The organism is Methylobacterium sp. GC_Met_2, assembly GCF_026540795.1.
In the GTDB taxonomy this organism is placed as follows: Bacteria; Pseudomonadota; Alphaproteobacteria; order Rhizobiales; family Beijerinckiaceae; genus Methylobacterium.
In genome coordinates this window covers 1-22,624 of the sequence record NZ_JALNUM010000052.1, presented here as the reverse complement: position 1 = coordinate 22,624, position 22,624 = coordinate 1, and the positions used below count along the sequence as shown (strand labels likewise).

Sequence of the window (22,624 nt, the reverse complement as noted above, 5' to 3'; positions counted from 1 at the left end):
GGGCAGGGTTCGCGGGCTGAGGACGATCGCGCACCCGCCATAACGCCGACGGGCCGTTCCACGCAAAGGCGGTTGGCGCTGGCCCGTGTTGCAGAACCCGCGCCCGTCGAACGGGGCGGGCTGCTGGATCGAACGGTCAGAAGCGGTCGGTCGCTCATCGAGGCGCAAGAGACGACCGTCGACATCGCTGCCGCCGCGCCTTCCCCCTTCCGGGCCAGGGCCTCGAAATCGAGCGACCGATCCGGTCCAAGAAGGATTCAGCGTCGTGGCAGGGGCACGCCGGGCGGCGGGGCCCTTCGCGGCGGGGACCGCCGATTCGGCTATAGATTTTATACAATCACCTGCGGCATAGCGGGCGTTCTGGTTTCGCCGGAGGGCTCGCCGAGAAAGGCCAGCAACGCGGTGGCGACGTGGCCGATATGGTCGATCAGCAGGGCGCAGGCGGCCGAGACATGACCGTTCCGGCAGAGCCGGACCATTTCACGGTGCTCCCGGTCTGCCCGCTCCAGCTCCGCCGCATCGGTCGAGAGCTGCAGGCGGGTGTAGCGGTCGCATTCCGACAGCAGGGAGCCGACGAGGCCGAGCGCACGGGGGCGGTTCGCCCGGCTGTACAGCAGGAGGTGCAACTCCGTGTTGAGCGTCCCCCAACGCGCCGTGGCCCCGTCGCTCAAGGCCGCAGCGTAATCCTCCAAGAGCTTATCCGCCCGATCGAAATCCGCCTCGGTCAACAGCGGCGCGGACAGAGTGAGGAGGCGCGGCTCAAGAGCCGCGCGCAGTTCCAGAGCTTCAGCTGCGTCCGCGGACGAGAGTGGCGCGACCGTCGCGCCTCGATGCGGGTGGATCCGCACCAGACCCTCGGCTTCGAGCTGGAACAGCGCCTCGCGGACAGGGATCCGGCTGGCGCCGAACTCCGCGGCCAACCCGTCCTGGCGCAATTGCGACCCGGCCGGATAGCGCCCGTCGAGGATGCGCCGCCGAATCTCGGACCCGATCGAACCCGCCATGGTCCGGTTCTTCATCGTCTGGCTCCCATCAGGCTCGGGGCTCCATGGGACCCTTGACGGCGGGTCCAACACTTGAAATTGTATAAAATATTGCGGGCATGGGCGCCCGATGACAAGAGGGGTCGACCGCGATGACGCTTCACCGCCGCCAGCTTCTGGCGGGCACCGCCTCGGCGCTCGCCGCCGGTCTCGGCCGCCCGTCCCGCGCCCGGGCCCAGTCCGGTGGCGGCGTGCTGCGCTTCATCCCCTCGACGCCCCTGCCCTCCCTCGATCCGATCGTCGCCACGAGCTACGTCATCCGCAACCACGGCTACCTCGTCTACGATACGTTGTTCGCCACAGACGAGAACTTCCGGATCCAGCCCCAGATGGTCAGTGCGTGGCAGACCGCGCCCGACGGCCTGCGCTGGACCTTCCGTCTCCGGGACGGCCTCAGCTTCCACGACGGGTCTCCCGTCGAGGCGAAGGACTGCATCGCCTCCATCGCGCGCTGGTCCAAGCGGGATGCCTTCGGGCAGACCCTGGCGGGCTTCGTGGAGGGGTACGGCCAGGAGGACGCGCGGACCTTCACCATCAACCTGAAGAAACCCTTCCCCCTGCTCCCGGCAGCTTTGGGCAAGCTGTCGTCCAACGTGCCGTTCATCATGCCGGAGCGCATCGCCCTGCAGGATGCCTCCAAGCCGATCGCCGACGCCATGGGCTCCGGGCCCTGGCGCTTCGAGGCGCGGGAATGGATCCCGGGCCAGAACGCGATCTACACCCGCCACGCCGGTTACCGGCCTCGGGAGGAGGCACCCTCCTGGGCGGCCGGCGGCAAGATCGCGAAGGTCAATCGGATCGAGTGGCTCGCCATCACGGAAGCCTCGGCGGCGGTCGGCGCGATGCTCCAGGGGGCAGTCGACTGGTATGAGCAGCCGGCGATCGACCTGATCCCGATCCTCAAGGGCAAGCCGGGGATCGAGATCCGCAACGTCCCGCTCGGGCTGATCCTGCTGATGCGGTTCAACCACACGCAGCCGCCGTTCAACAATCCCGAGATCCGCCGGGCCGTGATGATGGCCATGCAGCAGGACGACTACATGCAGGCGGTGGTCGGCGACCCGGACTATTACCGGGAGGCCAAGACCTTCTTCACCCCGGGTTCGCCGATGTCGACCGGGGCCGGCGGGGTGGCCGCCATGCAGGCGGACGTCGCCCAGGCCAAGGCGATGCTGGCCAAGGCCGGCTATAAGGGCGAGACGGTCGTGCTGCTGGCCCCGGCCGACCAGCCGATCGCCTACAACCAGTCGCTGGTGACCCAGGACCTGCTCAAGCAACTCGGGATGAACGTCGATCTGGTCTCGACCGACTGGGGCAGCTTCATCGCCCGCCGCGGCAACCGCGGCCCGGTCGATGCCGGGGGCTGGTCGGTCTTCCACACGCTCTGGTCGGGCGCCGACGTGCTGAACCCGGCGCTCCACCCGCTGATCCGGGCCAACGGCCAGGCCGCCTGGTTCGGCTGGCCGGACGATCCGACCCTGGAGAGCCTGCGCAGCGACTGGATCGCCACCGGCGACGAGGCACGCCAGAAGGCGCTGACCGCGCAGATCGAGGAGCGGGCCTTCGCGGTCGTGCCCTACGCCCCGGCCGGTCTCGTGCAGCAGCCGATGGCCATCAGCACGAAGCTCAAGGGCATGGTCATGGCGCCCGTGCAGTTCTTCTGGAACATCGAGAAGACCGCCTGATCGGGGATTCCAAAGGGACGTGTCCCTTTGGTTGGGTTTCGGGGTGAAACCCCGACGAACAGGTGATGCCCCCCGGACGGGGGGCATCACCTCTTTTGCAGGGCTCTGCCCTGCACCCGCCAAAGGACTCGTCCTTTGGAATCCCGGACTTTCCCGGACTCGGCGACGCCCCGGTGGATCAAGTGGTGGGCGCCGCCTGCTTTCCGGACACCCCCGCCTGCGCGAAGGTCGCCATGCCGGTGTGGCAGGCGAGCGCGCCCTTGAGCAGGCCCATCGCCATGCCAGCACCGGACGCCTCCCCGAGCCGCATGCCGAGCGCCAGAAGCGGCACGAGGCCCAGCCGCTCCAGCACCTCCGCGTGGACGCCCTCCGCGGAGACGTGGCCGGCCAGACAATGGTCGAGGGCGCTTGCGTCGGCGGCGTGCAGCACGGCCGCCGCAGCGGTGGCCACGTAGCCGTCGATCACCACCGGGATCCGCTGTAGCCGGGCCGCCAGGATCGCCCCCGCCATGGCGGCGATCTCCCGGCCGCCGAGCCGCGCCAGCACCTGGAGCGGGTCGTCGAGATGGCCGGCATGGTGCGCGAGCGCTGCCTCGACAGCCGCGACCTTGCGGCTGAGGCCGTCGTGATCCACGCCCGTGCCGTGCCCGACCCAATGGGCGGGATCGCCGCCGAACAGGGCGGCGTAGAGGGCCGCCGCCACGGTGGTGTTGCCGATGCCCATCTCGCCGATGCCGAGGCAATCGGTGCCGGCGGCCACCGCCTCCATGCCGAACGCCATGGTGGCGACCGTTGCGCGCTCGTCGAGGGCCGGTCCTTCGGTGATGTCGCCGGTCGGCATGTCGAGGGCGAGGTCGAACACCTTGAAGCCGAGCCCGTAGGCCGCGCAGATCTGGTTGATGGCCGCACCCCCGGCGGCGAAATTGTCGAGCATCTGGCGGTTGACCGCGTCCGGGAAGGCCGAAACCCCCCGGCGGGTCACCCCGTGGCTGCCGGCGAAGACGCAGACCAGCGGCCGGTCGAAGCTCGGCGGCGCCTTACCCTGCCACGCTGCCAGCCACGCCACGAGGTGTTCCAACCGACCGAGGGAGCCCGCGGGCTTGGTCAAAGTCGCGTCCCGGGCGGCCACCGCGTCCTGCGCTTCCCGGTCTGGGCCAGGCATGGCCTTGAGCAGGTTGCGGATGTCGTCGAACGGGCCTGGATCGGGCATGGGCCGATGATTTCCTGTGGGTGCCCGCGGACGGGGGGACGGAGCCGGTTCCAGCCGCGTATACTGGACCTGCGCGCGCCAGACGAGCGAGGCGGCGGGCGGATGCGGGAGACCGCGATGGACAGGCAGACCGGCGGTGAGGCCGACTGGCCCGGGCGCGGCGCCCTCTACGACCTCGCCGGATGCCTGCGCTTCTACTCGCGTTTGCCGGTGCCGCAACTGTCCGGCGAGCCGGATCCGCATCGCAGCCCCGACTTCACCACCCTGCCCCGGATGCTGCCGCTCGCCGGCCTCGTCCTCGCTCTGCCGGCCGCGGTCGTTCTGGCGGGTGCCTGGTGGATCGGGCTCGGGCCGTTCCTGGCCGCCACCCTTGCGGTGGCGACCCTGGTGGTGGCGACCGGCGCGCTGCACGAGGACGGGCTCGCCGATGTCGCCGACGGCTTCGGCGGCGGCGCCACCCTGGAGCGCCGTCTGGAGATCATGCGCGACAGCCGGATCGGCGCCTATGGCGGGGCGGCCCTGGTCCTGTCACTCGCCCTGCGCATCGGCGCCCTGGCGACGCTGCTCGATCGCACCGGCTATGCCGCCGCCACCGCCCTGATCCTGGCCGCTGCCCTGTCGCGGGTCGCCGCCCTGGCGCCGATGGTGCTGCTGGCGCCGGCGCGTCCGGGCGGTCTCTCCGCTTCGGTCGGACGCCCGAGCCGGGCGAGCCTCGCCACCGCCCTCGGCCTCGGTCTGGCGCTGGCGCTGGCCGCTTGTCTCCTCGGCCTGCCGTTCGGCGGGGTGGCGCTGATGATGATGTGCGCTGGCCTCACGGTTTTGAGCTTGACGGCCCTGGCGCGCAAAAAAATCGGCGGCCAGACCGGAGACGTGATCGGCGCCTGCCAGCAGGTCGCCGAGATCGCCGCGCTGGTCGCCCTGGTCGCTGCAGTGGCGAATTAGCGCGCGCGGGGAAGGTCATCACCCGGCCACGATCCGCCCGCCAAGGTTTTTCGATGCCGCCCGCGCCAAAACCCTCCTCGCCCTGCACCCAGGTCTGCGTGCTCGACGCCGCGACCGGCCTCTGCTGCGGCTGTGGCCGAACCCGCGCCGAGATCGCCGCCTGGGGCGGGATGTCGGAGGTCCAGCGCCGCACCGTCATGGCCGGGCTGGAGGCCCGGATGCGCGCGGCTGACCTGATCCCGCCGGAGGGGGCACTGCCGTCATGATCTATCTCGGGCTCGGCGCGATCGCGCTGATCCTCGTCGCCCTGGTTCTCAGCGACGGTAGCGACAGCGTCGGCGGCTTGATCGGGCCCGATCAACTCGCCAGCCTCGCCTGGACGGGGATGATCCTGATCCTGGTGGTGGCCGGGTTCTGGCGGCAGTTCACGGCCCAACTCGGCGCGAACCTGCGGGCGCTGCTCGCCTGGGCGCTCATCGGCCTCGCCCTCGTGATCGGTTACAGCGAGCGCGACCGGATCCAGGGCATCAGTTCCCGGGTGCTCGGCGCAGTGCGGCCCGGAACCGCGACCACACGCGCCGACGGCACCGTCACGATCGTCCGGCGGGCCGACGGCGACTTCCGGGTCGAAGCGGAGGTCAACGGCCGCCCGCAGCCGTTCCTGTTCGACACGGGCGCAAGCAGCGTCGTCCTGACCGCCGAGAACGCCGCCGCGCTCGGCCTCACGCCCGCGGCCTCCCAGTTCACGGCCCGCGTCTCCACCGCCAACGGCCTCACCTATGCGGCGCCCGTTCAGCTCGACTCCCTCGGCGTCGGCACGATCACCGAGCGGCGGGTGAATGCCATGGTGGCCAAGCCCGGCGCACTGTCGGCCAATCTCCTCGGCCAGACCTTCCTGACGCGCCTCTCGGGCTACGAGGTCCGCGGCGACCGCTTGATCCTGAGCCCGCCGTAAGGCCCGTCGCTCAGGCGGCCCGCGCCTCGGGCGCCGCCCGGGATACGAGTGCGACGGCCTCCCGTAGGGTGGCGAGACCGGCGTCGGGCCGCATGCCGTGGGTCGAGAGGTGACGCCGGTAGGCCCGGGCGCCGGGCCGTCCATTGAACAGCCCCAACATGTGCCGGGTCACCGCGTGCAGGCGCTCGCCCTGAGCGAGGATTCCGGCCACGTAGGGCTCGAAGGCTTCGATCGCCGCGAAGGCATCGGCTGCCGGCGCGGGCACGCCGAACACGTCTGGATCGACGCCGAGCAGCAGCGCCGGCTCGGAATAGGCGGCGCGCCCGACCATGACGCCGTCGACCTCCGCGAGGCGCGCCTGCACGGCGTCCAGATCGCGCAGGCCGCCGTTGACCGCGATCGGCAGGCGGGGAAGCCGCTGCTTCAGCCGCGTCGCCCGGCCGTAATCGAGGGGCGGCACATCTCGGTTCTCCTTGGGCGAGAGACCCTGGAGCCAAGCCTTGCGGGCGTGGACGATCAGCCCGTCGACGCCCGCCGCGACCACGGCGTCGGCTAGGGTGTCGAGGGCTGTCTCGGGATCCTGATCGTCGACTCCGATCCGGCACTTCACAGTCACCGGTACGGCGACCGCCGCTTTCATGGCGGCGACGCAGTCGCCCACCAGGGCCGGCTCGCGCATCAGGCAGGCGCCGAAGCGGCCCTCTTGCACCCGGTCCGAGGGGCATCCGACGTTGAGGTTCACCTCGTCATAGCCGAACTCCGCGGCGATCCGCGCCGCCTGCGCCAGCTCCGCCGGGGCCGATCCGCCGAGCTGAACGGCAACCGGATGCTCCACCGCCGAGAAGCCGAGCAGGCGCTCACGCGGCCCGTGCAGAACGGCGCCGGTGGTCACCATCTCGGTGTAGAGCCGCGCGCGGGCCGAGAGCGTCCGATGGAACGCGCGGCAATGGCGATCCGTCCAATCCATCATCGGGGCGACGGAGAAGCGCCATCCATTGAGAGTTCTGGGTTCTTCCGGTCCGCCAATCACTTGCCGTCGCTCTCGTGCTGTATCTCGTCGGGGCTCGACGTACCTCATCGGGCCTCGGATTGATCGGAGTACAGCAATGCTGTAGCCGCTCGCCCCCGTGCTGTACCACCGCGCGCGCGCGCGATGGGAACCATCGTCGAGCGTGTGAGGCAGAACGGGACGACGGGCTATCACGCCCAGATCGTCATCAAAAGGGACGGCGTCGTTCACCGCGAGGCCCGGATCTTTGACCAGCGTGCCACGGTTGCGGCCTGGATCAAGAAGCCCGAGGCGGAACTCGACGCGCGTGGCGCCCTCGCCCAGGCGAAGGTCGAGGATCCGACCTTGGGGCGCGATCCGTCAACGGTCGTCGCTGCCGATGCAGCGGATCATTGCTTTCGCGCTCTAACGCCACCATCGAGGCGGCGCGAGCGGGCGAAGCGGGCCGCGATCTCGCCGTGGTAGTCGCCGAGTTGAACGGCTGGCCGGACAGACCGCCAAGGCCACCGAGAGGCCGCGGCGGGTCACACGAGACCCGCCGCTCTCTGGAAAACCAAAGTCTCAAAAGGGCTGTGTGCCCTGTGGGATCCCGCCGGCCGGCGGTGTCACAGAACCGGCATCGCCCCCGCCACAGTGACGAGCGCCCCCGAGGTGTAGCTGCTCTCGTCCGAGGCCAGCATCACGTAGGCCGAGGCGAGCTCGGCCGGCTGACCGGGGCGGCCGAACGGCACTTGGCTGCCGAACGACGTCACCGCATCCTGGCTCATCCCGGACGGGATGAACGGGGTCCAGATCGGCCCCGGCAGCACGCCGTTCACGCGCACGCCCTTCTCGGCCAGCAGCTGCGCGAGGCTCAGCACCATGTTGCTCAGAGCACCCTTGGTGGCGCTGTAGGCCATGAGCGTCGGCATCGGGTGCTTCGAGTTGACCGAGGAGGTGAAGATCACCGAGGCGCCGGGCTTCATGTGGGGGAGTGCCGCCTTGGTCACGTAGAACGGCCCGAACACGTTCGTGCGGAAATGATCCTCGAAGATCGTATCCTCGATGCTGTCGAGATCCTGGTTCGGCTGCTGGAACGCGCCGTTGTTGACCAGCACGTCCAGGCGTCCGAATGTCTCTACCGTGCGGGCGACGATCTGGCGCCCGTAGGCGGGGTCCTTAAGATCGCCGGGCAGCAGCAGCGCACGCCGGCCCGCCTTCTCGATCCACTGGCTCACCGCCTCCGCATCCGCCTGCTCCTCCGGCAGGTAGGAGATCGCGACATCCGCCCCCTCCCGGGCGAACGCGATCGCGACCGCACGGCCGATGCCGCTGTCGCCGCCGGTGATCAGCGCCACACGGCCGGTGAGCTTGCCCGAACCTTTGTAGCTCTGCTCCCCGTGATCGGGCTCAGGCTCCATGCGGCCGGTCTTGCCGGGGAAGCTCTGCGGCTGCGCCGGGAAGGGCGGGCGGGGATATTTTTGTCGTGGGTCCGTGGTCACGTATCGTCTCCGGTTGAATGCCGGTCCAACCGGATGGCGACAGGGGGTGTTCCGAACCGCGTCGCCGCGCCCGATCCGCCGATGTCGCGGTGGGTGTGCAGGGCGTGCATGCCGACACAGGTCAGCAACAGGCGCCCCCCAGTCTCGGCACCGAGGAGGCGCCACGATGATTGAGTTCCAGCCCGAGGATCGTGCGGCCCGCCTGATCGACCGTGTCCTGCTCGGGGCCGCGATGCTCTCGCTCACCTTCGGTCTGGCCACCGGACTCTGGGGGTTGCTGCAATGAGCCCGCTGCGGCGTCCGGTTGCGGATCGCGACCGGTGATGCGGATCGGCCGCCCGGGGCGGCGCGGATCCGACGGGATCGCGGGCATGCTGATCGGCGCGGGGCTCGTGCTGCTCGCGCTGGCGCTCCTGTTTGTCGGTTTCCCGTGACCGGCCGCTTCGGACCGTGGCCCGGCGATGGCGATCGGCCGTGATGCTGAACCGCGCCCTGCTCGTGGCCGCGCTGCTCGCGGTCGCGGCCTTTCTGATCTACCTGGCCAACCTCGCCCGCGACGCGCTGTCGCCGAACGAGACCTACGCGGCCAGCATCGGACTGACGCTCGACCAGTGCGTCTCGGTGCAGGATGGCCTCGCGCCGGAGGAGGCGCGCGACTACTGCCGGCGACCCGTGCCGAAGCGCCTCTGAACCGGGGCCGCCGGCCCGGATCCACGCATGCGAAACGTCCCGGGCGCGGAGTCTCGGGACGTTCGATCGGATCGGCGCTGGGCGGCCCCGGTGCGGGCTACTCGAGGATCGCGGTACGAAGCCGGCTCGATCTCCGCTCCGACGCGACGCAGCTCAGCTGCCGAACTTGTAGTTCAACCCAACGCGACCGAGCACGCCCTCGTTCTGGAAGCGCGTGACGTAGGCGCCCTGGCCGCGCCCGATCGCCGGCAGCAGAACCGTGCTGTTGCCGAGGTTGTAGTACAGCGCCTCGGCCTTCACGGTGATGGCGTTGGCGTGGACGACATTCACGAAGGAGTCGCTCGGCAGAGCGTACTCGATGCCGCCGCCGGCCGCATAACCGGTATCGATGCGCGAACGGTTGCCGAAGAAGGTCGGCTCGCCCGCAGGCGTCTGGAAGGCGGCCCGGTCCTTGACGGACGCGTAGGCGAAGCCGCCGGTTCCGTAGACCAGGACGCGATCGAAGGCGTAGCCGACGCGGCCGCGCACGGTACCCAGGAAGTCGCCCGCCTGCCGATAGGTGCTGATGCCGCCGAACTGGCCGACGACGCGGCGGGTGCGGTTCAGGTCCGTATAGCTTGCGTCGGTCTCGACGCCGACCACGAAGCCCGAGCCGGGGGTGAACTGATAATTATAGCCGAGCTGCCCACCGCCGGTGAAACCGTCCTGCGGCAGCGGGAGGGCGGCCGGACGGTTCCCGATGCGGACGCCATCGTTACCCGGGAAGACGCCCGCCGTCCGCACCGTATCCTGGGTCGTCGTGATGTAGCCGGCGTTGACGCCGAAATACGTGCCCGTCCACGTGAAGATCGGCACGGGGATCGGCGCCGGCGGGAGCGCGCGGCGGGGCAGATCGGCAGCCGAGGCCGCAGCCGTCAAGGTTGCGAAGGCTGCCGCGGAGACAATGAGCTTGTTCATAGGAACCGTTCCAGGATGAAGACCCTGAGGCGGATGTAACAATGGCCCATCCTGGGCGCTGTGATTGAACTGCAACAGTTCATTTCATAGCATATTCATTAAATATCTGTGCGATATTTGGATATGTAACTATTTTTACTGGGTCAAATTCAGTTATTCATGCATCGGACCGCGATTTTTGTGTCCTGTAAAATCGACATCGATTTAGAAAAACGACCTCGGCATGCGGGTGGGATTTGCTGCTTACGCGGCGCCTCGTCCGTCCCGCGGAGCAATGGCGGGGCACGATCGGGCGCCGTCCCCGGCCGCTGGCTTCGCCGCGACGGCCCCGCGCCGCCGCCTCGTCCGCGCTGGTGGCCTGTCTCTAATGGTCGTGTCCGCAGCCCGGGCCATGAACGTGGCCGTGGTCATGCGTGTGACCGCGATCATGCGTGTGACCGTGATGGTCGTGGTCATGCGCATGGTCGTGGGTTTCGTGGGCGTGGCCGTGATGATCATGGTCCTGGTGGTCGTGGCCATGATCGTGCCCGTGATGGTCGTGCCCGTGATCGTGCCCGCAGGTGCTGTGATCGTGGGCCGTGCGCTCAGGTCGGAAGGGCCGCGAGACCGGGCTGGCGAGGCAACCCTGGCCCCGCACCAACTCGGCCGCGGCGGCGGTCGCCGGGACATAGAGCGCGTCCGCGGCGATCTCGGCGGGCACGTGGCTGCTGCCGAGCTGCCAAGCGAGGCGCATCAGCCGGGCCGGATTCTCGGCGCGCACCTCGAACAGATCCTGCGCGGCGGCCCGCACCGCCACGAGGCGACCGTCGTCGAGGCGCAGCGCATCGCCGTCGTCGAGGTCCGCGGCCTTCGTGAGCGCCACCGTGAAATCGAGCCCGCCCTCGGCGACCAGGGTCTCGGGCAGCGCGGACCGGCCTGCATGGTCGAGGCTCACGGTGTCGGCGACGCGGTCGGCGCGCACCGCGGCCCGGCGGACGATCGTGGTGGCTGTGGGCATGGGACCCTCCGACATGGTGCCGCGGCCCCCGGTCAGGGGGCCGTCTGAGGCGTGAGGCATAGGGCGAGACGGGAACCGGGCGCAACTCCGGTCGCGCGCCGATGGAACCTTAGCCGTAGGGTCGCGATTGCATTGCTGCTAAGCTCGGGGCGATCCGCCACGATCACGGCCATTGGCCGGACCGGCTGCACAGACCGGACGCACAAGGGAGTTCTGGGGACCATGAAGAAGCTCACTGCCGCCGCCCTCGCCACCATCGCCGCCCTGTCGCTCGGCGCCTGCAACACCCCCGAGGACCGGGCGCTCGGCGGCGCCGGCCTCGGTGCGCTCACCGGCGCGGCGATCGGCGCAGCCGCGACGGGTCGCGCGGGCGGCGCGCTCGCCGGCGCGGCGATCGGCGGTGCCGGTGGCGCCATCGTGGGCGCCTCGACCGCGCCGCGCTGCCCCTACGGCACTTATCGCGACGCCTACGGCAACATCTACTGCCGCTGAGCCAAAGCGGGGCCGGGCTATGGCCCGGCCCTTCCGTACGGCTTGAGGAGCGTTTATTCCGGCGCTGAGCCGGGGCGTCCCGGTGCCGGACCTACGCCGCCTCCGATGACCGCACCGCGTCCACGATTCGCCCCTGAACCGGGTCGCCTATGACGTCGGCGGCCGCATCTCAGGGCGTGTGGGGCAAGATCGGCGGCGCAGGCCTAGGCCTCGCGATCGGTGGTCCCCTCGGGGCGCTGGTCGGGGGAGTCGCGGGCCATTTTCTGCTGGACCGCGTCGGCGCGCCCTTCGGACGGACCCCGCGCGACGTGGTGTTCACCACCGGCCTCGTGGCTTTGGCCGCGAAGATGGCCAAGTCCGACGGCGTTGTGCTGCCCTCCGAGGTCGAGGCCTTCGGCCGGGTCGTGCAGGTGGAGCCCGCCGCGCGTGCGGGCGTCGAGCGCCTGTTCGATCTGGCGAAGAAGACCACGAACGGCTTCGAGGCCTATGCGCGCCAGCTCGCCACGACCTTCGGCGACGAGCCGGCCCTTCTCGAGGACGTGCTCGACGGCCTGTTCCAGATCGCGGGCGCCGACGGGGCGCTCCACGAGGCGGAGGAGCGCTACCTCCGCGCCGTCTCCAGCATCTTCGGCTTCGACGAGGCCGCGTTCCGGCGCATCGCCGCCCGGCACGTGCGGTTGCCGGACGATCCCTACGCCGTCCTCGGCCTCGACCGGGACGCCGACGATGCCGGCCTGAAAGCCCGCCACCGGGCGCTCGTGGCCGAGCATCATCCGGACCGGGCGCTGGCCCGCGGCCTGCCCACGGAGGCGGTGGCGATCGCCACGCGGCGGCTTGCGGCAATCAACGCCGCGTACGATCGGATCGTGGAGGAGCGAGGCCTGCGGTGAGCGTCCGCCGTCTTCAAGCTTTTGGATCCGCGCAACTGCCCTTCAACGCGATGATGGGTTCGCGGACGGGCTTCTGACCGGGTGCAACGACGGTGTTGCGATCTGGCGCGATGAACCAAAGCACGTGTAGCGCATCGATCCGCCGCGTCTTGACGAACCGCAGATGATTTATACCGACACATTCTGCTCAGTGGCAAGAGGGCGTCGAGGCCAGAAAGGCTGGTCGATTGTCCCATGACAATCCGTATGTGGTCGGCTCTCAGCAAAGTCCCGATTGGCTGGATGGCTTTACTTGCGACGTGCTGGAGCAGAACGTGGATCGTCCGGAGCCGGGCGAGGGCCAGTTCCCCACAGAGACCGGCCGGGCCCGCTTGCGCCGGCTGGGAGTCCCTTCAAGAGCCGTGGGGTCTACAGGGTGGACGCGCCGGGGTCGGATCCGCTGAACATGCTGCATGCTGGTCCGGGGCGCCGTCCGGATCGCCATCAAGGGTCGGACGGTCCGGTGCCTCCCGGCGTGAACCGTGGCACAAGCGCGCCATGACGCTGACCCCAGACAGCCCCCTCGCCCGCCGCGTCGCCCCTTCGCCGAACCATGGCGAGCGCCGGGGCAGCCGTCCCGACATGCTGATCCTGCACTACACCGGCATGGAGAGCGGAGCCGCTGCCCTGGCACGGTTGCGCGACCCGCTGAGCGAGGTCTCGGCCCATTACCTCGTGTTCGAGGATGGCGGCATCGTCCAGCTGGTGCCGGAGGCGCGCCGAGCGTGGCATGCGGGTGCGGGCACGTGGAAGGGTGAGACCGACATCAACTCCTGTTCCGTCGGTATCGAGATCGTCCATCCCGGCCATGCTGGTGGGCTACCGCCCTACCCGGAGGCGCAGGTCGCAGCCGTGATCGCATTGGCGCAGGACATCCTCGGCCGATGGCCGATCCCGCCGGAGCGGGTGCTCGCCCATTCCGACGTGGCACCCGAGCGCAAGGAGGATCCGGGCGAGACCTTCCCCTGGGACCGGCTCGCGGCGGCAGGAATCGGCCACCACGTGCCACCTGCCACCCTCCGGGACGGCCGCTTTTTCGCCCAGGGCGATGCCGGCCAACCCGTCGAGGCTCTGCAGGCGATGTTCGCCCTCTACGGCTACGATCTGCCGGTCACCGGCCTGTTCGACGCACGCACCCGGGCCGTGGTCACTGCGTTCCAGCGCCATTTCCGGCAGGCGCGGGTGGACGGCGTGGCCGACGCCTCGACCATCACGACCCTGCGCGATCTCATCGCGGCCTTGCCGACGCGGGGCTGATGGTCGCCGGGATACCTGGGCTCTGCCCTGGACCCGCGAAAGGACCCGGTCCTTTCGAAACCTGATGTCAGGCCCGGTGCGCGTTCGCCTCTCGGGGTGCCGGGCCCGTCACCGCCTTCGGCGCGTCGGTCCGGGTCCGCCACAGGCTGTAGGCGACGCCGGCCGCCAGGAAGGTGAGCGTCACCACTAGCGAGACCCACGGCTGGACCGTGATGAGCCCGAACGTGTCGGCAACCACGATCTTGGTGCCGATGAAGATCAGGATGAAGGCCAGCGCCGTCTTGAGATAGGCGAAGCGGTCCACCATCGCGGCGAGCGCGAAGTAGAGGGCGCGCAGGCCTAAGATCGCGAAGATGTTGGAGGTGTAAACCACGAAGGTGTCGGTGGTGATCGCGAAGATCGCCGGCACGCTGTCGACCGCGAAGATCACGTCGGCGCCGTTGACCAGCACCAGGGCCAGCGCCAGCGGCGTGAACCACACGGCGACCTTGCCGGTCTTGGGATCGGTCATGCGGATCGCGAAGCGCTGGCCGTGCAGGGCCGGCGTGACCCGGAAGGTCTTCTTGAACCAGCGCACCACGGCGCTGTTCTGGAAGTCGCCCTCATCCTCAGCCCCCGAGAACAGGATCTTCAGGCCGGCATAGATCAGGAAGGCGGCGAACAGCGAGAGCACCCAGTGCACCTGATGCACCAGGGCGGCGCCGAGCCCGATCATCAGGCCCCGCAACAGCACCGCCGCCAGGATGCCCCAGAGCAGGACCCGGTGCTGGGCGGCGCGGGGAATGCCGAGTGCCGCAAGGATCATCGCGATGACGAAGACGTTGTCCATCGACAGCGACTTCTCGACCACGAGGCCGGTGACGTATTCCTCGCCGGCCTGGGGCCCGAGATACCACCAGATCCAGCCGCCGAAGGCGAGGCCGAGGGCGAGGTAGAAGCCGGTGAGCAGGAGGCTCTCCCGGACGCCGATCTCGTGCTCCTTGTCCCGGTGCAGGAGACCGAGATCGAAGGCGAGCAGGCACGCGATCAGGACGTGGAACCCCAGCCACATCCACAACGGCTTGCCCAGCCATTCGACGGTGAGAACGTCCATCATACGCGGGACCTGATGCTGATTCCGAAAGGAAAGCATCGGCTCCGACATCACGGGCGCTGAACAGCGCCCGCCAGAGGGGCCCGCAGCCGATGGGTTCGAGTTAAGCGGTGATCCGGGCGAATCAAGGGCAACGCGCCTTAGCCACGGGCCTGCCGCCGCCGATACTCCGCGGGTGTCGTGCCGACCCGCCGCTGGAAAGCGCGTCGGAAGGTGTCGGCGTCTTTGAACCCGCAGGCCCCCGCGACCTGCTTCAGGGCGATTCCGTCCGTCTCCAGGAGGCGGCGGCCGGCCTCGATCCGCACGGTCTCGACATAGGCGGCCGGGGTCAGGCCGGTCTCGGCCCGGAACAGGCGCGCGAAGTGGCGTGGGCTCATCCCGGCCCGCCCGGCGAGCTGATCGACGCCGTGATCTCCCGCCGGGTGGGCGGCGACCCAGCGCTGCACCTCCTGGAGGGCCGAGCGGCCGGAAGGGGCGCTGACGCCGCGGCGGCTGAACTGCATTTGGCCCCCGCCGCGCTTGAAGAACATCACGAGCTGGGCCGCCACGAGACGGGCGATCTCGGGCCCCTCGTCCTCCTCCACGAGCGCCAGCGCGAGGTCGAGCCCGGCCGTGACGCCGGCCGCGGTCCGGAGCTTCCCGTCGAACAGGCAGATCGCGTCGGGCTCGACCCGTGCCTGAGGGTAGCGCGCGGCCAGCTTGTCCGCGACGGCCCAGTGCGTCGTGACCCGGCGGCCGTCGAGGAGGCCGGCCTGCCCGAGGAGGAAGGCCCCGCTGCAGACCGAGCCGTAGCGTCGGCACCGCGCCGCCGTTCGACTGAGCCACGCGAGGAGATCGAGCCCAAATGCCGCATCATGGATCCGCGGCGCGCCGGCGACGAGGAGCGTGTCGAAGGCCACATCTGCGGGGGCGACCAGATCCGGCAGCAGGCGCCGGCCCGACGAGGTCGTGATCGGTCCGGCTTCCGTCCCGACGAGCGCGAGGCCGTAGGCCGCGCGACCGCTCTGCACGTTCGCCTCGGCGAAGACATCGAGCGGCCCGGCCACGTCGAGGAGCTGGACATCGGGCAGGGCGAGCAGCGCGATCGATCGGGGCGACATGGGGACTCCGTGGCCGACGGTGCCAGCATCTTGGCAGAGATCGTCGTCTCAAGGCGATTGATGCCAAGCCGGCTGCCTCGTAGCTCGAAGCGGTCCTCAGCGCAAAGGAGCCCATCCATGAGTTTCCGGTCCGAAGCCGCCCTCCCCGACAGCACGCTGGCCCGTGCGATCACCGAATTTGTCCGCGACAGCGAGACCGAGCTGCTCTTCAACCATTCGAGCCGGGTCTATCAGTTCGGTGCCCTCGCCGGGATCAAGCGCGGCCTGACCTTCGACCGAGAGTTGCTCTACGCGGGCGCTATGTTCCACGATCTCGGCCTGATGCCGGATCACAGCAGTGCCACGGAGCGCTTCGAGGTGGACGGCGCCAATGCCGCTCGCGATTTCCTCAAGGCCCACGGGGTGCCGGAAGCGGACGTCACTACGGTCTGGACCGCCATCGCGCTCCACACCACACCCGGCATCCCGGTCCACATGCATCCGGTGGTTGCGCTGGTGACGGCCGGTGTCGAGATGGATGTGCTGGGCCTGACCTACGGGCAGTATTCCGATGCCGAGCGCGAGATGGTCGTCTCGGCTTATCCCCGCACGCCGGACTTCAAGGAGGACATCATCCAGGCTTTCTACGACGGCATCCGGCACAAGCCGGACACCACCTTCGGCAACGTGAAGGCCGACGTGATCGCCGACAAGGACCCGAGCTTCCGCAGGGGCAACTTCTGCAGCGTGATCCGGGCTTCACGCTGGCCCGGCGGCGCGCATGAGCTCGGCTGCGGCTGCGGCCAGCACGCTTGAGGCGTATCCGCGTGTGACGCTCAGGTCGACGTCTCCGGCGCGCCGCTCATCTTGGGCGTTCCCTGCCCACCAAGCGGGCGCTCCTCCATGAGCGCCAGGAACCCGAACGCCGCCAGCAGGCCCAGGCAGGCAGCCACGAACACGTACCGGAAGGTCAGGGCGAGCTGCGCCGGGTCGGCGCCGCGGATCAGGCTCTCCATGTCATGGCCCCCGGCCCCGCCCGTGGCGCCGCCGAGCACGATCGTGCCGAACGCCGCCACGATCAGCGCACCGCCCAGCGACCGGAAGAAATTCATCGCCGCGGTGGCGATGCCGAGCTGATGGCGGGCCACGGCGTTCTGGATCGCGATGGTCGACAGCGGCAGGATCGTCCCGATCCCCATGGAGAGCAGCGCGAACAGCACCTCCATCAGCCAGAAGGGTAGCGCCCGCCCCTGCCACGCGATGACGGCGCAGCAGGCGAGGCTGACGCTCATCATGGCAAGCGGCAGGCGCTTGTAGTGCCGGAAATAGATCATCGACCGGCCCGACAGGGTCGCGCCCGTCACGGTACCGACCATCAGCGGCACCAGCGCGACGCCGGACTCGCTCGCCGAGAGGCCGATCACCCCTTCAAGGAAGATCGGCACGTAGATGGTCAGCCCGATGAAGGTGCCCATGGCGAAGCAGGCCGACAGTGTCGCGCTGTAGACCACTTGGTTGCGCAGCACCTCGGTGGGGATCAGCGGCTCTGCCGCCGTGGCGAGCCGGGCTGCGAAGCCGCCGCAGAGCACCAGGGCCAGGGCGAGGAGGCCCAGCACCGGCGCCGAGCCCCAGGGATAGCGCACGCCGCCCCAGCTCAGGGCGAGCAACAGGGTGATCGAGCCCGCGACCATCAGAGCGGCCCCGGGCCAGTCGAGCCGATGCCGGCGGTCGTGGCGCGGCAGCCGCTTCAGGTTGGCGTTGGTCAGCACGAAAGCGAGGACGCCGATTGGCAGATTGATCCAGAAGATCAGCGACCAGTGCAGGTGCTGGGCGAAGAACCCCCCGAGCAGCGGCCCCGCCACCGAAGCCGTCACGAACACCCCCGCGATGATAACCTGATAGCGCGCCCGTTCCTTGGGCGACATGATGTCGGCCAGGATGATCTGGGCGAGCGCGATCAGCCCGCCGCCGCCGATGCCCTGGAGGCCCCGGGCCAGCGCCAGCGTCACCATCGTGGGGGCCAGCGCGCAGGCGAGCGATCCGATCACGAAGGTCGCGATGGCGATCAGCAGCATGATCCGCCGGCCGTGGATGTCGGAGAGTTTGCCGTAGAGCGGCGTCACCGCCGTGGAGGCCAGCAGGTAGGCGGTGACGATCCAGGGGAGATTGGCCGCGTCGCCCAAAGCCAGCCCGATGGTCGGCATCGCGGTCGCCACGATGGTCTGGTCCAGGGCGGCGAGCAGCATCGCGGTCATCAGGCCGTAGACGATCGCGCGGATCTCGCCGGAGCCGAGCTGGGCCTGTGGGGCGGGGATGCTCGGGGTCCCGGTGATGGCGACGGGGCTGGCCACGTGTCTGAGCCTCTGCGGTTCGGGGTAGCTCGGCCGAGCCTGGCGCGTCGATCGCGGCAGCTTCGAGGACGGAGGAGAATTTTTTTCTGCAGGTCCGGGTCCCGACGCGGCTCGAGCTCAGTCTGCCCAACCCGGCCCGCCCAACCCGACCTGCCCAACTCGACCTGCCCTTGACAGGACGGGGCCGCCTGCCGCTCTCCCGAAGGATGCCGCAGGACAGGGACGAAATCGCCATCGTGGGCGGCGGGCCTGCCGGGCTCGCAGCGGCCGAGGTGCTGGGCGAGGCCGGCCGCGCCGTCACGGTCTACGAGCGGATGCCCTCAGTCGCCCGCAAGCTGCTGATCGCCGGGCGGGGCGGCCTCAACATCACCCACAGCGAGGCGCGGGCGGACTTCCTCGGCCGCTACCATCCGCAAGGGTATCTCGACGCCGCCATCGCGGCTTTCCCGCCCGAGGCCCTGCGGGACTGGTGCGCGGACCTCGGCGAGCCGACCTTCGTCGGATCGAGCGGGCGCGTCTTCCCGCAGAGCTTCAAGGCCTCGCCCCTGCTGCGGGGCTGGCTCGCGCGGCTCGACCGCCTCGGCGTCCGGATCCGGACCCGGCACCGGCTCACGGCCCTGGGCGCGGCGCTGACGATCGAGGCCCCGGACGGCCCCCTCGAAATCCGGCCCCGGGCAACACTTCTGGCGCTCGGCGGGGCGAGCTGGCCGCGGCTCGGCTCGGACGGGCGCTGGGTGCCGCTCCTCGAGGGGCTCGGCGTGGCGGTGTCGCCGCTGCGCCCGGCCAATGTCGGCTTCGCGGTGGCGTGGTCCGACCTGTTCCGGCAGCGCTTCGTCGGCGCGCCGCTGAAGCGGGTGGCGCTCGCCTGCGACGGCGCCACGGCGCGCGGCGAGGCCGTGGTCACGCAAACTGGTCTCGAGGGCGGGGCGGTCTACGCCCTGTCCCGCATCCTACGCGAGGCGATCGCCGCCCGAGGGAGTGCCGAACTCGTCCTCGACCTGCGCCCCGACCTGACCCGGGACGCCCTCGCCCGCCGCCTGTCCGGTGCCCGGCCCGGCGATACGGTCGCGACCCGGCTGCGCAAGGCTGCCGGGCTTCCGCCCGTGGCGGCGGGCCTTCTGCGCGAGGCGGCCGGCGCCGCCCTCCCGGCCGATCCTGGGACGCTCGCCGGGCTGATCAAGGCGGCGCCGTTGGCTCTCACCGCCCCGGCGCCGATCGAGCGGGCGATCTCGACGGCGGGCGGGGTCCGGCTCGACGCAATCGACGGGCGATCGATGCTGCGCGCCCGTTCGGGCCTGTTCCTGGCCGGCGAGATGCTGGACTGGGAGGCGCCGACCGGTGGCTACCTGCTCCAGGGCTCCATCGCGGGCGGCCGGGCGACGGCCGCCGGGATGCTCGACTGGCTGGCCGAGACCGGCGGCTGATGTCGGTGACCTACGGCCGCGTGCAGAAGCCCACGATTCCCGTGGCCTCCGCCGGGCAGGCGGCGCCCTCCCCGTCATAGGTCGGCGTGCCGGCCTTGAGGCAATGGGCGGTAACCAGCGTCTCCCCGGTCTCGCAGGTCACGGTGCAGCCGCCCGCGCAGTCGGACTTGCGCACCGGCCGCAGGACGGCGCTGGCGCCGGCCTCACCCCGCGCTCCTGTGCCGCCTGGCGTTCCAGACTGACCCCTCGGCCCCGGAGCGCCCTGGAGCCCGGAAATCCCTGTCTCGCCCGGTTCGCCCTTCGGGCCGGGTGCGCCCTGCGGCCCAGCCGGACCCTGGGGACCGGCTTCGCCCCGGGGCCCCCCCTCGCCCTGGGGACCTTGATCGCCCTTAGGGCCCGTTTCACCGGGCGGCCCTGCGGCGCCCTGGGGGCCGGGCGGGCCCGGCTGTCCCTCGGGGGCGCAGTTCGCCACCACCGCCTCGCGTTCGTCCGGTTCGGATTTGAGCGTCACCACGCAGGTCGCGGGCCGGTAGGGCACCCGGAAGACGAACCGGCCCCGTCGGTCGGCCTGTATCGAAATGTCGTCGTCCAGCACCACGATGGCGCCGGGCTTGCGCACCGAGCCCGAGACCCGCAGGTCGCCGGCCTCGATGCGGGCGTCGTAGACCATGATCGGCTGGCTCGGCGTTTGTGGAGGACGGGCCGGACGTCGCGGAGCAGAGACGCCCCGGCCCCCCGGATCCGCCGGCTGTTGGGCCAAAGCCGCCCCCGACAGGGCGAGCAGGAGCGTGAGGGCGAGGCTTGAACGCATGCGCGGTCCGTATCGGCCGCGTCAGGCACGCGGCAGCCGCCTTGTGGGCTCGCCCTGCGATTGCGGTCAACCGGGGCCGTTGAAACCGGTGGGAGCGGCTGACTCCACAGGTGTCCACACCTGTCCACAGGCCAAGCTGCTGCCTTGATGCGAGATTCAGGAGTCCCGCCGAAATCGTTTGTGCATGTTCTTGTTATGTTCTTATCGTCCAGCATGACTGGAGCCGACGGAGATGGGGCTGGACCCTGCGGACGAGACCGACCGGGACCCCGCACGCGGGTTACGCCAGGCACGGCTGGCCGCCCTGCGGGTACGGCTCGCGCCGCAAGACGGTGGCCGGGATCCGCGCCCGGTCCTGCCGCTCGGCCTGCCCGCCCTCGATGCTCACCTGCCCGGCGGCGGCCTCGTGCTCGGGCCGCCCCACGAGATCGCGCCGGCGACGCCCGCGGACACGATCGCGGCCCTCGGCTTCGCCCTGGCGCTCTGTGCCCGTCACCTCGCCGGGCAGCCCGGCGCGACGCTGATCGTGGCCGCACCGGGCCAGCCGCTGCCCTACGGCCATGGCCTCGCCGGCCTCGGCCTCGATCCCACCCGCCTGCTGCTGCTGGAGGCCGGCAGCGATGCGGAGGTGTTTCGCGCGCTGGAAGCGGCCCTGCACGCCCGTGCGCTCACGGCTCTCATCGGCCTGCTGCGGGACGGGATGCCGCTGAAGCCGGGCCGGCGCCTGCAACTCGCCGCGGAAGGCCCGGACCCGCCGCTCCTGCTGATCCTGCGGCCCGCGGAGGCCGGGATGCCCAACGGAGCCGCTACCCGCTGGCGGATCGCCCCCGCGCCCGCATCCCGGGACCGGTTCGGCACCCTCGACAGGCCGCGCTGGCGGGCGCGGCTCGAACGCTGCCGCAACGGGCGGGGCGGCGACTGGCTTCTGGAGTGGGACCATGCCGCGCATCGTCTGCATCTGCTTGAGCCACTGGCCGGTGACGCGGCTGCGGCGGGCCGGTCTCGCGCCTGAGGGCGGCCCGCAGGCGGTGGCGGCCGAGGGGCCGGGCGGCCTGCGGCTCGTGGCCCTCGACCCGGAGGCCCTCGCCCTCGGTTTGCGGCCCGGCGAGCCCCTCGGCCGGGTCCGGGCGCGGATCGGCGTGCCGCTCCAAGTCTATCCCGCCGACCGGGATGCCGACCGGGACGCCCTGCTGCGCCTCTGCCGATGGGCTTACCGCTACGCGCCCCTCGTGGCGCCGTTCGGGCCGGCCGAGGCTTCGGACGGGCTCTACATCGACGTTGCCGGGGCGAGCCACCTGTGCGGCGGCGAGGCGAGCCTCGTCGCCGACCTCGCCGGACGCCTCGCGCGGTCGAAGATCCCGGCGCGGATCGCGCTGGGCGACACCCCCGGCGGCGCCTTCGCGCTGGCCCGACACGGCGCGACCGACCGGATCGTCGTGCCGCCGGGCGGGGCCGCCGAGGCGCTGCGATCCCTGCCCGTGGAAGGCCTGCGCCTCGATCCCGGCACGGTCTCGGGCCTCAGGCGGCTCGGCCTCCGCCGGATTGGTGAACTCGACGCCCTGCCCCGAGGTTCGCTCGCCCGGCGCTTCGGGGCGGCGCTGCTGCTGCGGCTCGATCAGGCCCTGGCGCGCCGGCCCGAGCCGCTGACACCCCTGACGGAGGCGGCCGACTACGCCGCCGCCCGCGGCTTCCTCGACCCGATCGGCCGGCAATCGGACATCGTCCGGACCGCCCGGGACCTGATGGCGGAACTCGCGCCCCGGCTGGAGCGGGACGGGCGCGGCGCCTGCGCGATGCGTCTTGCTCTCCATCGGGTCGACGGCGCGGTCCGCGATCTCGATCTCGGCCTGTCCCGCCCCGAGCGCGACCCCGAGCGGGTCGCGGCCCTGGTCTCCCTGCGTCTCGACCGGCTGGGGGCCGCCCTCGATGCGGGCTTCGGCTTCGAGACGGTGACGCTGACCGTGACGGTGACGGGGGCCATGCCGGCCCGCCAGACGGATCTCGGCGCGGCTGCCCCGGGCGACGGGGTCGGATTCCTGGCCGACGCTCTGGCGCAGCGGCTCGGGCGGGCGCTGCTGCGGCTCGAACCGCGGGCGAGCCATCTGCCGGAGCGGGGGGAGCGGGGTGTTCTTTGGAGGGCCGGAGAGGGGCACGGATCGGTGCCGAGTTTGGACCTCGACCGGACACAGGCGCCTCCTCCCTCCCCCCTCTGCGGGGGA

23 protein-coding genes and 1 pseudogene are annotated in these 22,624 nt (G+C 70.7%); 13 read left to right on the top strand and 11 right to left on the bottom strand.

All coding sequences use genetic code 11. The features are described 5' to 3' along the window. Positions 1–134 precede the first annotated feature (134 nt). Together OXS49_RS17990 and OXS49_RS17985 are read right to left on the bottom strand one after the other, a co-directional pair. Positions 135–257 (bottom strand): annotated as a pseudogene (locus tag OXS49_RS17990) (dihydrodipicolinate synthase family protein); the annotation flags it as partial. 72 nt (positions 258–329) lie between these two features. Beyond that, positions 330–1,019 (bottom strand): GntR family transcriptional regulator, encoded by a 690-nt coding sequence (locus OXS49_RS17985; protein WP_267425954.1) that lies wholly within the window; start codon positions 1,017–1,019, stop codon positions 330–332. 116 nt (positions 1,020–1,135) lie between these two features. Here OXS49_RS17985 and OXS49_RS17980 point away from each other — a divergent pair, with 116 nt between their 5' ends. Continuing rightward, positions 1,136–2,728: an ABC transporter substrate-binding protein gene (locus OXS49_RS17980; protein WP_267425952.1), complete on the top strand. Its 1,593-nt coding sequence runs from the start codon at positions 1,136–1,138 to the stop codon at positions 2,726–2,728. Positions 2,729–2,906: 178 nt separating this feature from the next. Here OXS49_RS17980 and cobT read toward each other — a convergent pair whose 3' ends face one another. Then, positions 2,907–3,938 (bottom strand): nicotinate-nucleotide--dimethylbenzimidazole phosphoribosyltransferase, encoded by a 1,032-nt coding sequence (gene cobT / locus OXS49_RS17975; protein WP_267425951.1) that lies wholly within the window; start codon positions 3,936–3,938, stop codon positions 2,907–2,909. Positions 3,939–4,055: 117 nt separating this feature from the next. On the opposite strand from cobT, the gene cobS reads away from it, so the two are divergent. Genes cobS through OXS49_RS17960 form a run of 3 tightly spaced genes read left to right on the top strand, consistent with a single transcriptional unit; the run spans position 4,056 to position 5,835 of the window. After that, the gene (gene cobS / locus OXS49_RS17970; RefSeq protein ID WP_267425950.1) at positions 4,056–4,880 is read left to right on the top strand and encodes an adenosylcobinamide-GDP ribazoletransferase; all 825 of its coding nucleotides are present in this window, start codon (positions 4,056–4,058) and stop codon (positions 4,878–4,880) included. Between the two features lie 53 nt (positions 4,881–4,933). Next, the gene (locus tag OXS49_RS17965; protein WP_244008384.1) at positions 4,934–5,146 is read left to right on the top strand and encodes a DUF1289 domain-containing protein; all 213 of its coding nucleotides are present in this window, start codon (positions 4,934–4,936) and stop codon (positions 5,144–5,146) included. Then, entirely contained in the window at positions 5,143–5,835 is a 693-nt protein-coding gene (locus OXS49_RS17960) for a TIGR02281 family clan AA aspartic protease (protein WP_267425949.1), read from the top strand. Before OXS49_RS17965 ends, OXS49_RS17960 begins: the two co-directional genes overlap by 4 nt. Positions 5,836–5,845: 10 nt before the next feature. Here OXS49_RS17960 and dusA read toward each other — a convergent pair whose 3' ends face one another. Next, on the bottom strand, positions 5,846–6,865 hold the full coding sequence (gene dusA / locus OXS49_RS17955; protein ID WP_267425948.1) for a tRNA dihydrouridine(20/20a) synthase DusA: 1,020 nt from the start codon (positions 6,863–6,865) through the stop codon (positions 5,846–5,848). 123 nt (positions 6,866–6,988) lie between these two features. On the opposite strand from dusA, the gene OXS49_RS17950 reads away from it, so the two are divergent. Then, positions 6,989–7,309, top strand: a complete 321-nt coding sequence (locus tag OXS49_RS17950) for a hypothetical protein (protein WP_267425947.1) — start codon at positions 6,989–6,991, stop codon at positions 7,307–7,309. A 140-nt stretch (positions 7,310–7,449) separates the two neighbouring features. On the opposite strand, the gene OXS49_RS17945 is transcribed toward OXS49_RS17950, so the two are convergent. Continuing rightward, on the bottom strand, positions 7,450–8,325 hold the full coding sequence (locus OXS49_RS17945; RefSeq protein ID WP_244008388.1) for an SDR family oxidoreductase: 876 nt from the start codon (positions 8,323–8,325) through the stop codon (positions 7,450–7,452). 477 nt (positions 8,326–8,802) lie between these two features. On the opposite strand from OXS49_RS17945, the gene OXS49_RS17940 reads away from it, so the two are divergent. Beyond that, a complete protein-coding gene (locus OXS49_RS17940; protein ID WP_244008404.1) occupies positions 8,803–9,015 on the top strand; it encodes a hypothetical protein in 213 nt (70 codons plus the stop codon). A gap of 153 nt (positions 9,016–9,168) precedes the next feature. Here OXS49_RS17940 and OXS49_RS17935 read toward each other — a convergent pair whose 3' ends face one another. Next, on the bottom strand, positions 9,169–9,972 hold the full coding sequence (locus OXS49_RS17935) for a porin family protein (protein WP_267425944.1): 804 nt from the start codon (positions 9,970–9,972) through the stop codon (positions 9,169–9,171). Between the two features lie 364 nt (positions 9,973–10,336). Continuing rightward, the gene (locus OXS49_RS17930; protein ID WP_267425943.1) at positions 10,337–10,969 is read right to left on the bottom strand and encodes an urease accessory protein UreE; all 633 of its coding nucleotides are present in this window, start codon (positions 10,967–10,969) and stop codon (positions 10,337–10,339) included. A gap of 222 nt (positions 10,970–11,191) precedes the next feature. Between OXS49_RS17930 and OXS49_RS17925 the strand changes: the two genes are divergently transcribed. The 3 genes from OXS49_RS17925 to OXS49_RS17915 all read left to right on the top strand — a co-directional run bounded on the left by OXS49_RS17925 (position 11,192) and on the right by OXS49_RS17915 (position 13,647). After that, positions 11,192–11,461, top strand: a complete 270-nt coding sequence (locus OXS49_RS17925) for a hypothetical protein (RefSeq protein ID WP_007560631.1) — start codon at positions 11,192–11,194, stop codon at positions 11,459–11,461. Positions 11,462–11,610: 149 nt separating this feature from the next. After that, positions 11,611–12,351, top strand: a complete 741-nt coding sequence (locus OXS49_RS17920) for a TerB family tellurite resistance protein (protein ID WP_267425942.1) — start codon at positions 11,611–11,613, stop codon at positions 12,349–12,351. A 537-nt stretch (positions 12,352–12,888) separates the two neighbouring features. Next, positions 12,889–13,647: an N-acetylmuramoyl-L-alanine amidase gene (locus OXS49_RS17915; RefSeq protein WP_267425941.1), complete on the top strand. Its 759-nt coding sequence runs from the start codon at positions 12,889–12,891 to the stop codon at positions 13,645–13,647. A gap of 67 nt (positions 13,648–13,714) precedes the next feature. On the opposite strand, the gene OXS49_RS17910 is transcribed toward OXS49_RS17915, so the two are convergent. Next, positions 13,715–14,743: a TerC family protein gene (locus OXS49_RS17910; RefSeq protein ID WP_267425939.1), complete on the bottom strand. Its 1,029-nt coding sequence runs from the start codon at positions 14,741–14,743 to the stop codon at positions 13,715–13,717. A gap of 137 nt (positions 14,744–14,880) precedes the next feature. Then, positions 14,881–15,840 carry a GlxA family transcriptional regulator gene (locus OXS49_RS17905; protein ID WP_267425938.1) on the bottom strand — a complete coding sequence of 320 codons (960 nt, stop codon included), beginning with the start codon at positions 15,838–15,840 and terminating at the stop codon, positions 14,881–14,883. Positions 15,841–15,957: 117 nt separating this feature from the next. On the opposite strand from OXS49_RS17905, the gene OXS49_RS17900 reads away from it, so the two are divergent. Next, positions 15,958–16,635 (top strand): HD domain-containing protein, encoded by a 678-nt coding sequence (locus OXS49_RS17900; RefSeq protein WP_244008395.1) that lies wholly within the window; start codon positions 15,958–15,960, stop codon positions 16,633–16,635. Between the two features lie 20 nt (positions 16,636–16,655). On the opposite strand, the gene OXS49_RS17895 is transcribed toward OXS49_RS17900, so the two are convergent. After that, complete coding sequence (locus tag OXS49_RS17895; protein WP_267425937.1) at positions 16,656–18,170, bottom strand: MDR family MFS transporter; 1,515 nt, start codon at positions 18,168–18,170, stop codon at positions 16,656–16,658. Between the two features lie 206 nt (positions 18,171–18,376). On the opposite strand from OXS49_RS17895, the gene OXS49_RS17890 reads away from it, so the two are divergent. Continuing rightward, positions 18,377–19,594, top strand: coding sequence for a TIGR03862 family flavoprotein (locus tag OXS49_RS17890; RefSeq protein ID WP_267425935.1), 1,218 nt, complete (start codon positions 18,377–18,379; stop codon positions 19,592–19,594). A gap of 10 nt (positions 19,595–19,604) precedes the next feature. Here OXS49_RS17890 and OXS49_RS17885 read toward each other — a convergent pair whose 3' ends face one another. Continuing rightward, on the bottom strand, positions 19,605–20,405 hold the full coding sequence (locus tag OXS49_RS17885; RefSeq protein WP_244008397.1) for a collagen-like protein: 801 nt from the start codon (positions 20,403–20,405) through the stop codon (positions 19,605–19,607). A gap of 232 nt (positions 20,406–20,637) precedes the next feature. Between OXS49_RS17885 and OXS49_RS17880 the strand changes: the two genes are divergently transcribed. Together OXS49_RS17880 and OXS49_RS17875 are read left to right on the top strand one after the other, a co-directional pair. Then, complete coding sequence (locus OXS49_RS17880) at positions 20,638–21,417, top strand: ImuA protein (RefSeq protein WP_267425934.1); 780 nt, start codon at positions 20,638–20,640, stop codon at positions 21,415–21,417. Further along, positions 21,344–22,624: DNA polymerase Y family protein (locus tag OXS49_RS17875; protein WP_267425933.1), on the top strand; the 1,281-nt coding region annotated here is incomplete at its 3' end. The genes OXS49_RS17880 and OXS49_RS17875, both read left to right, overlap by 74 nt.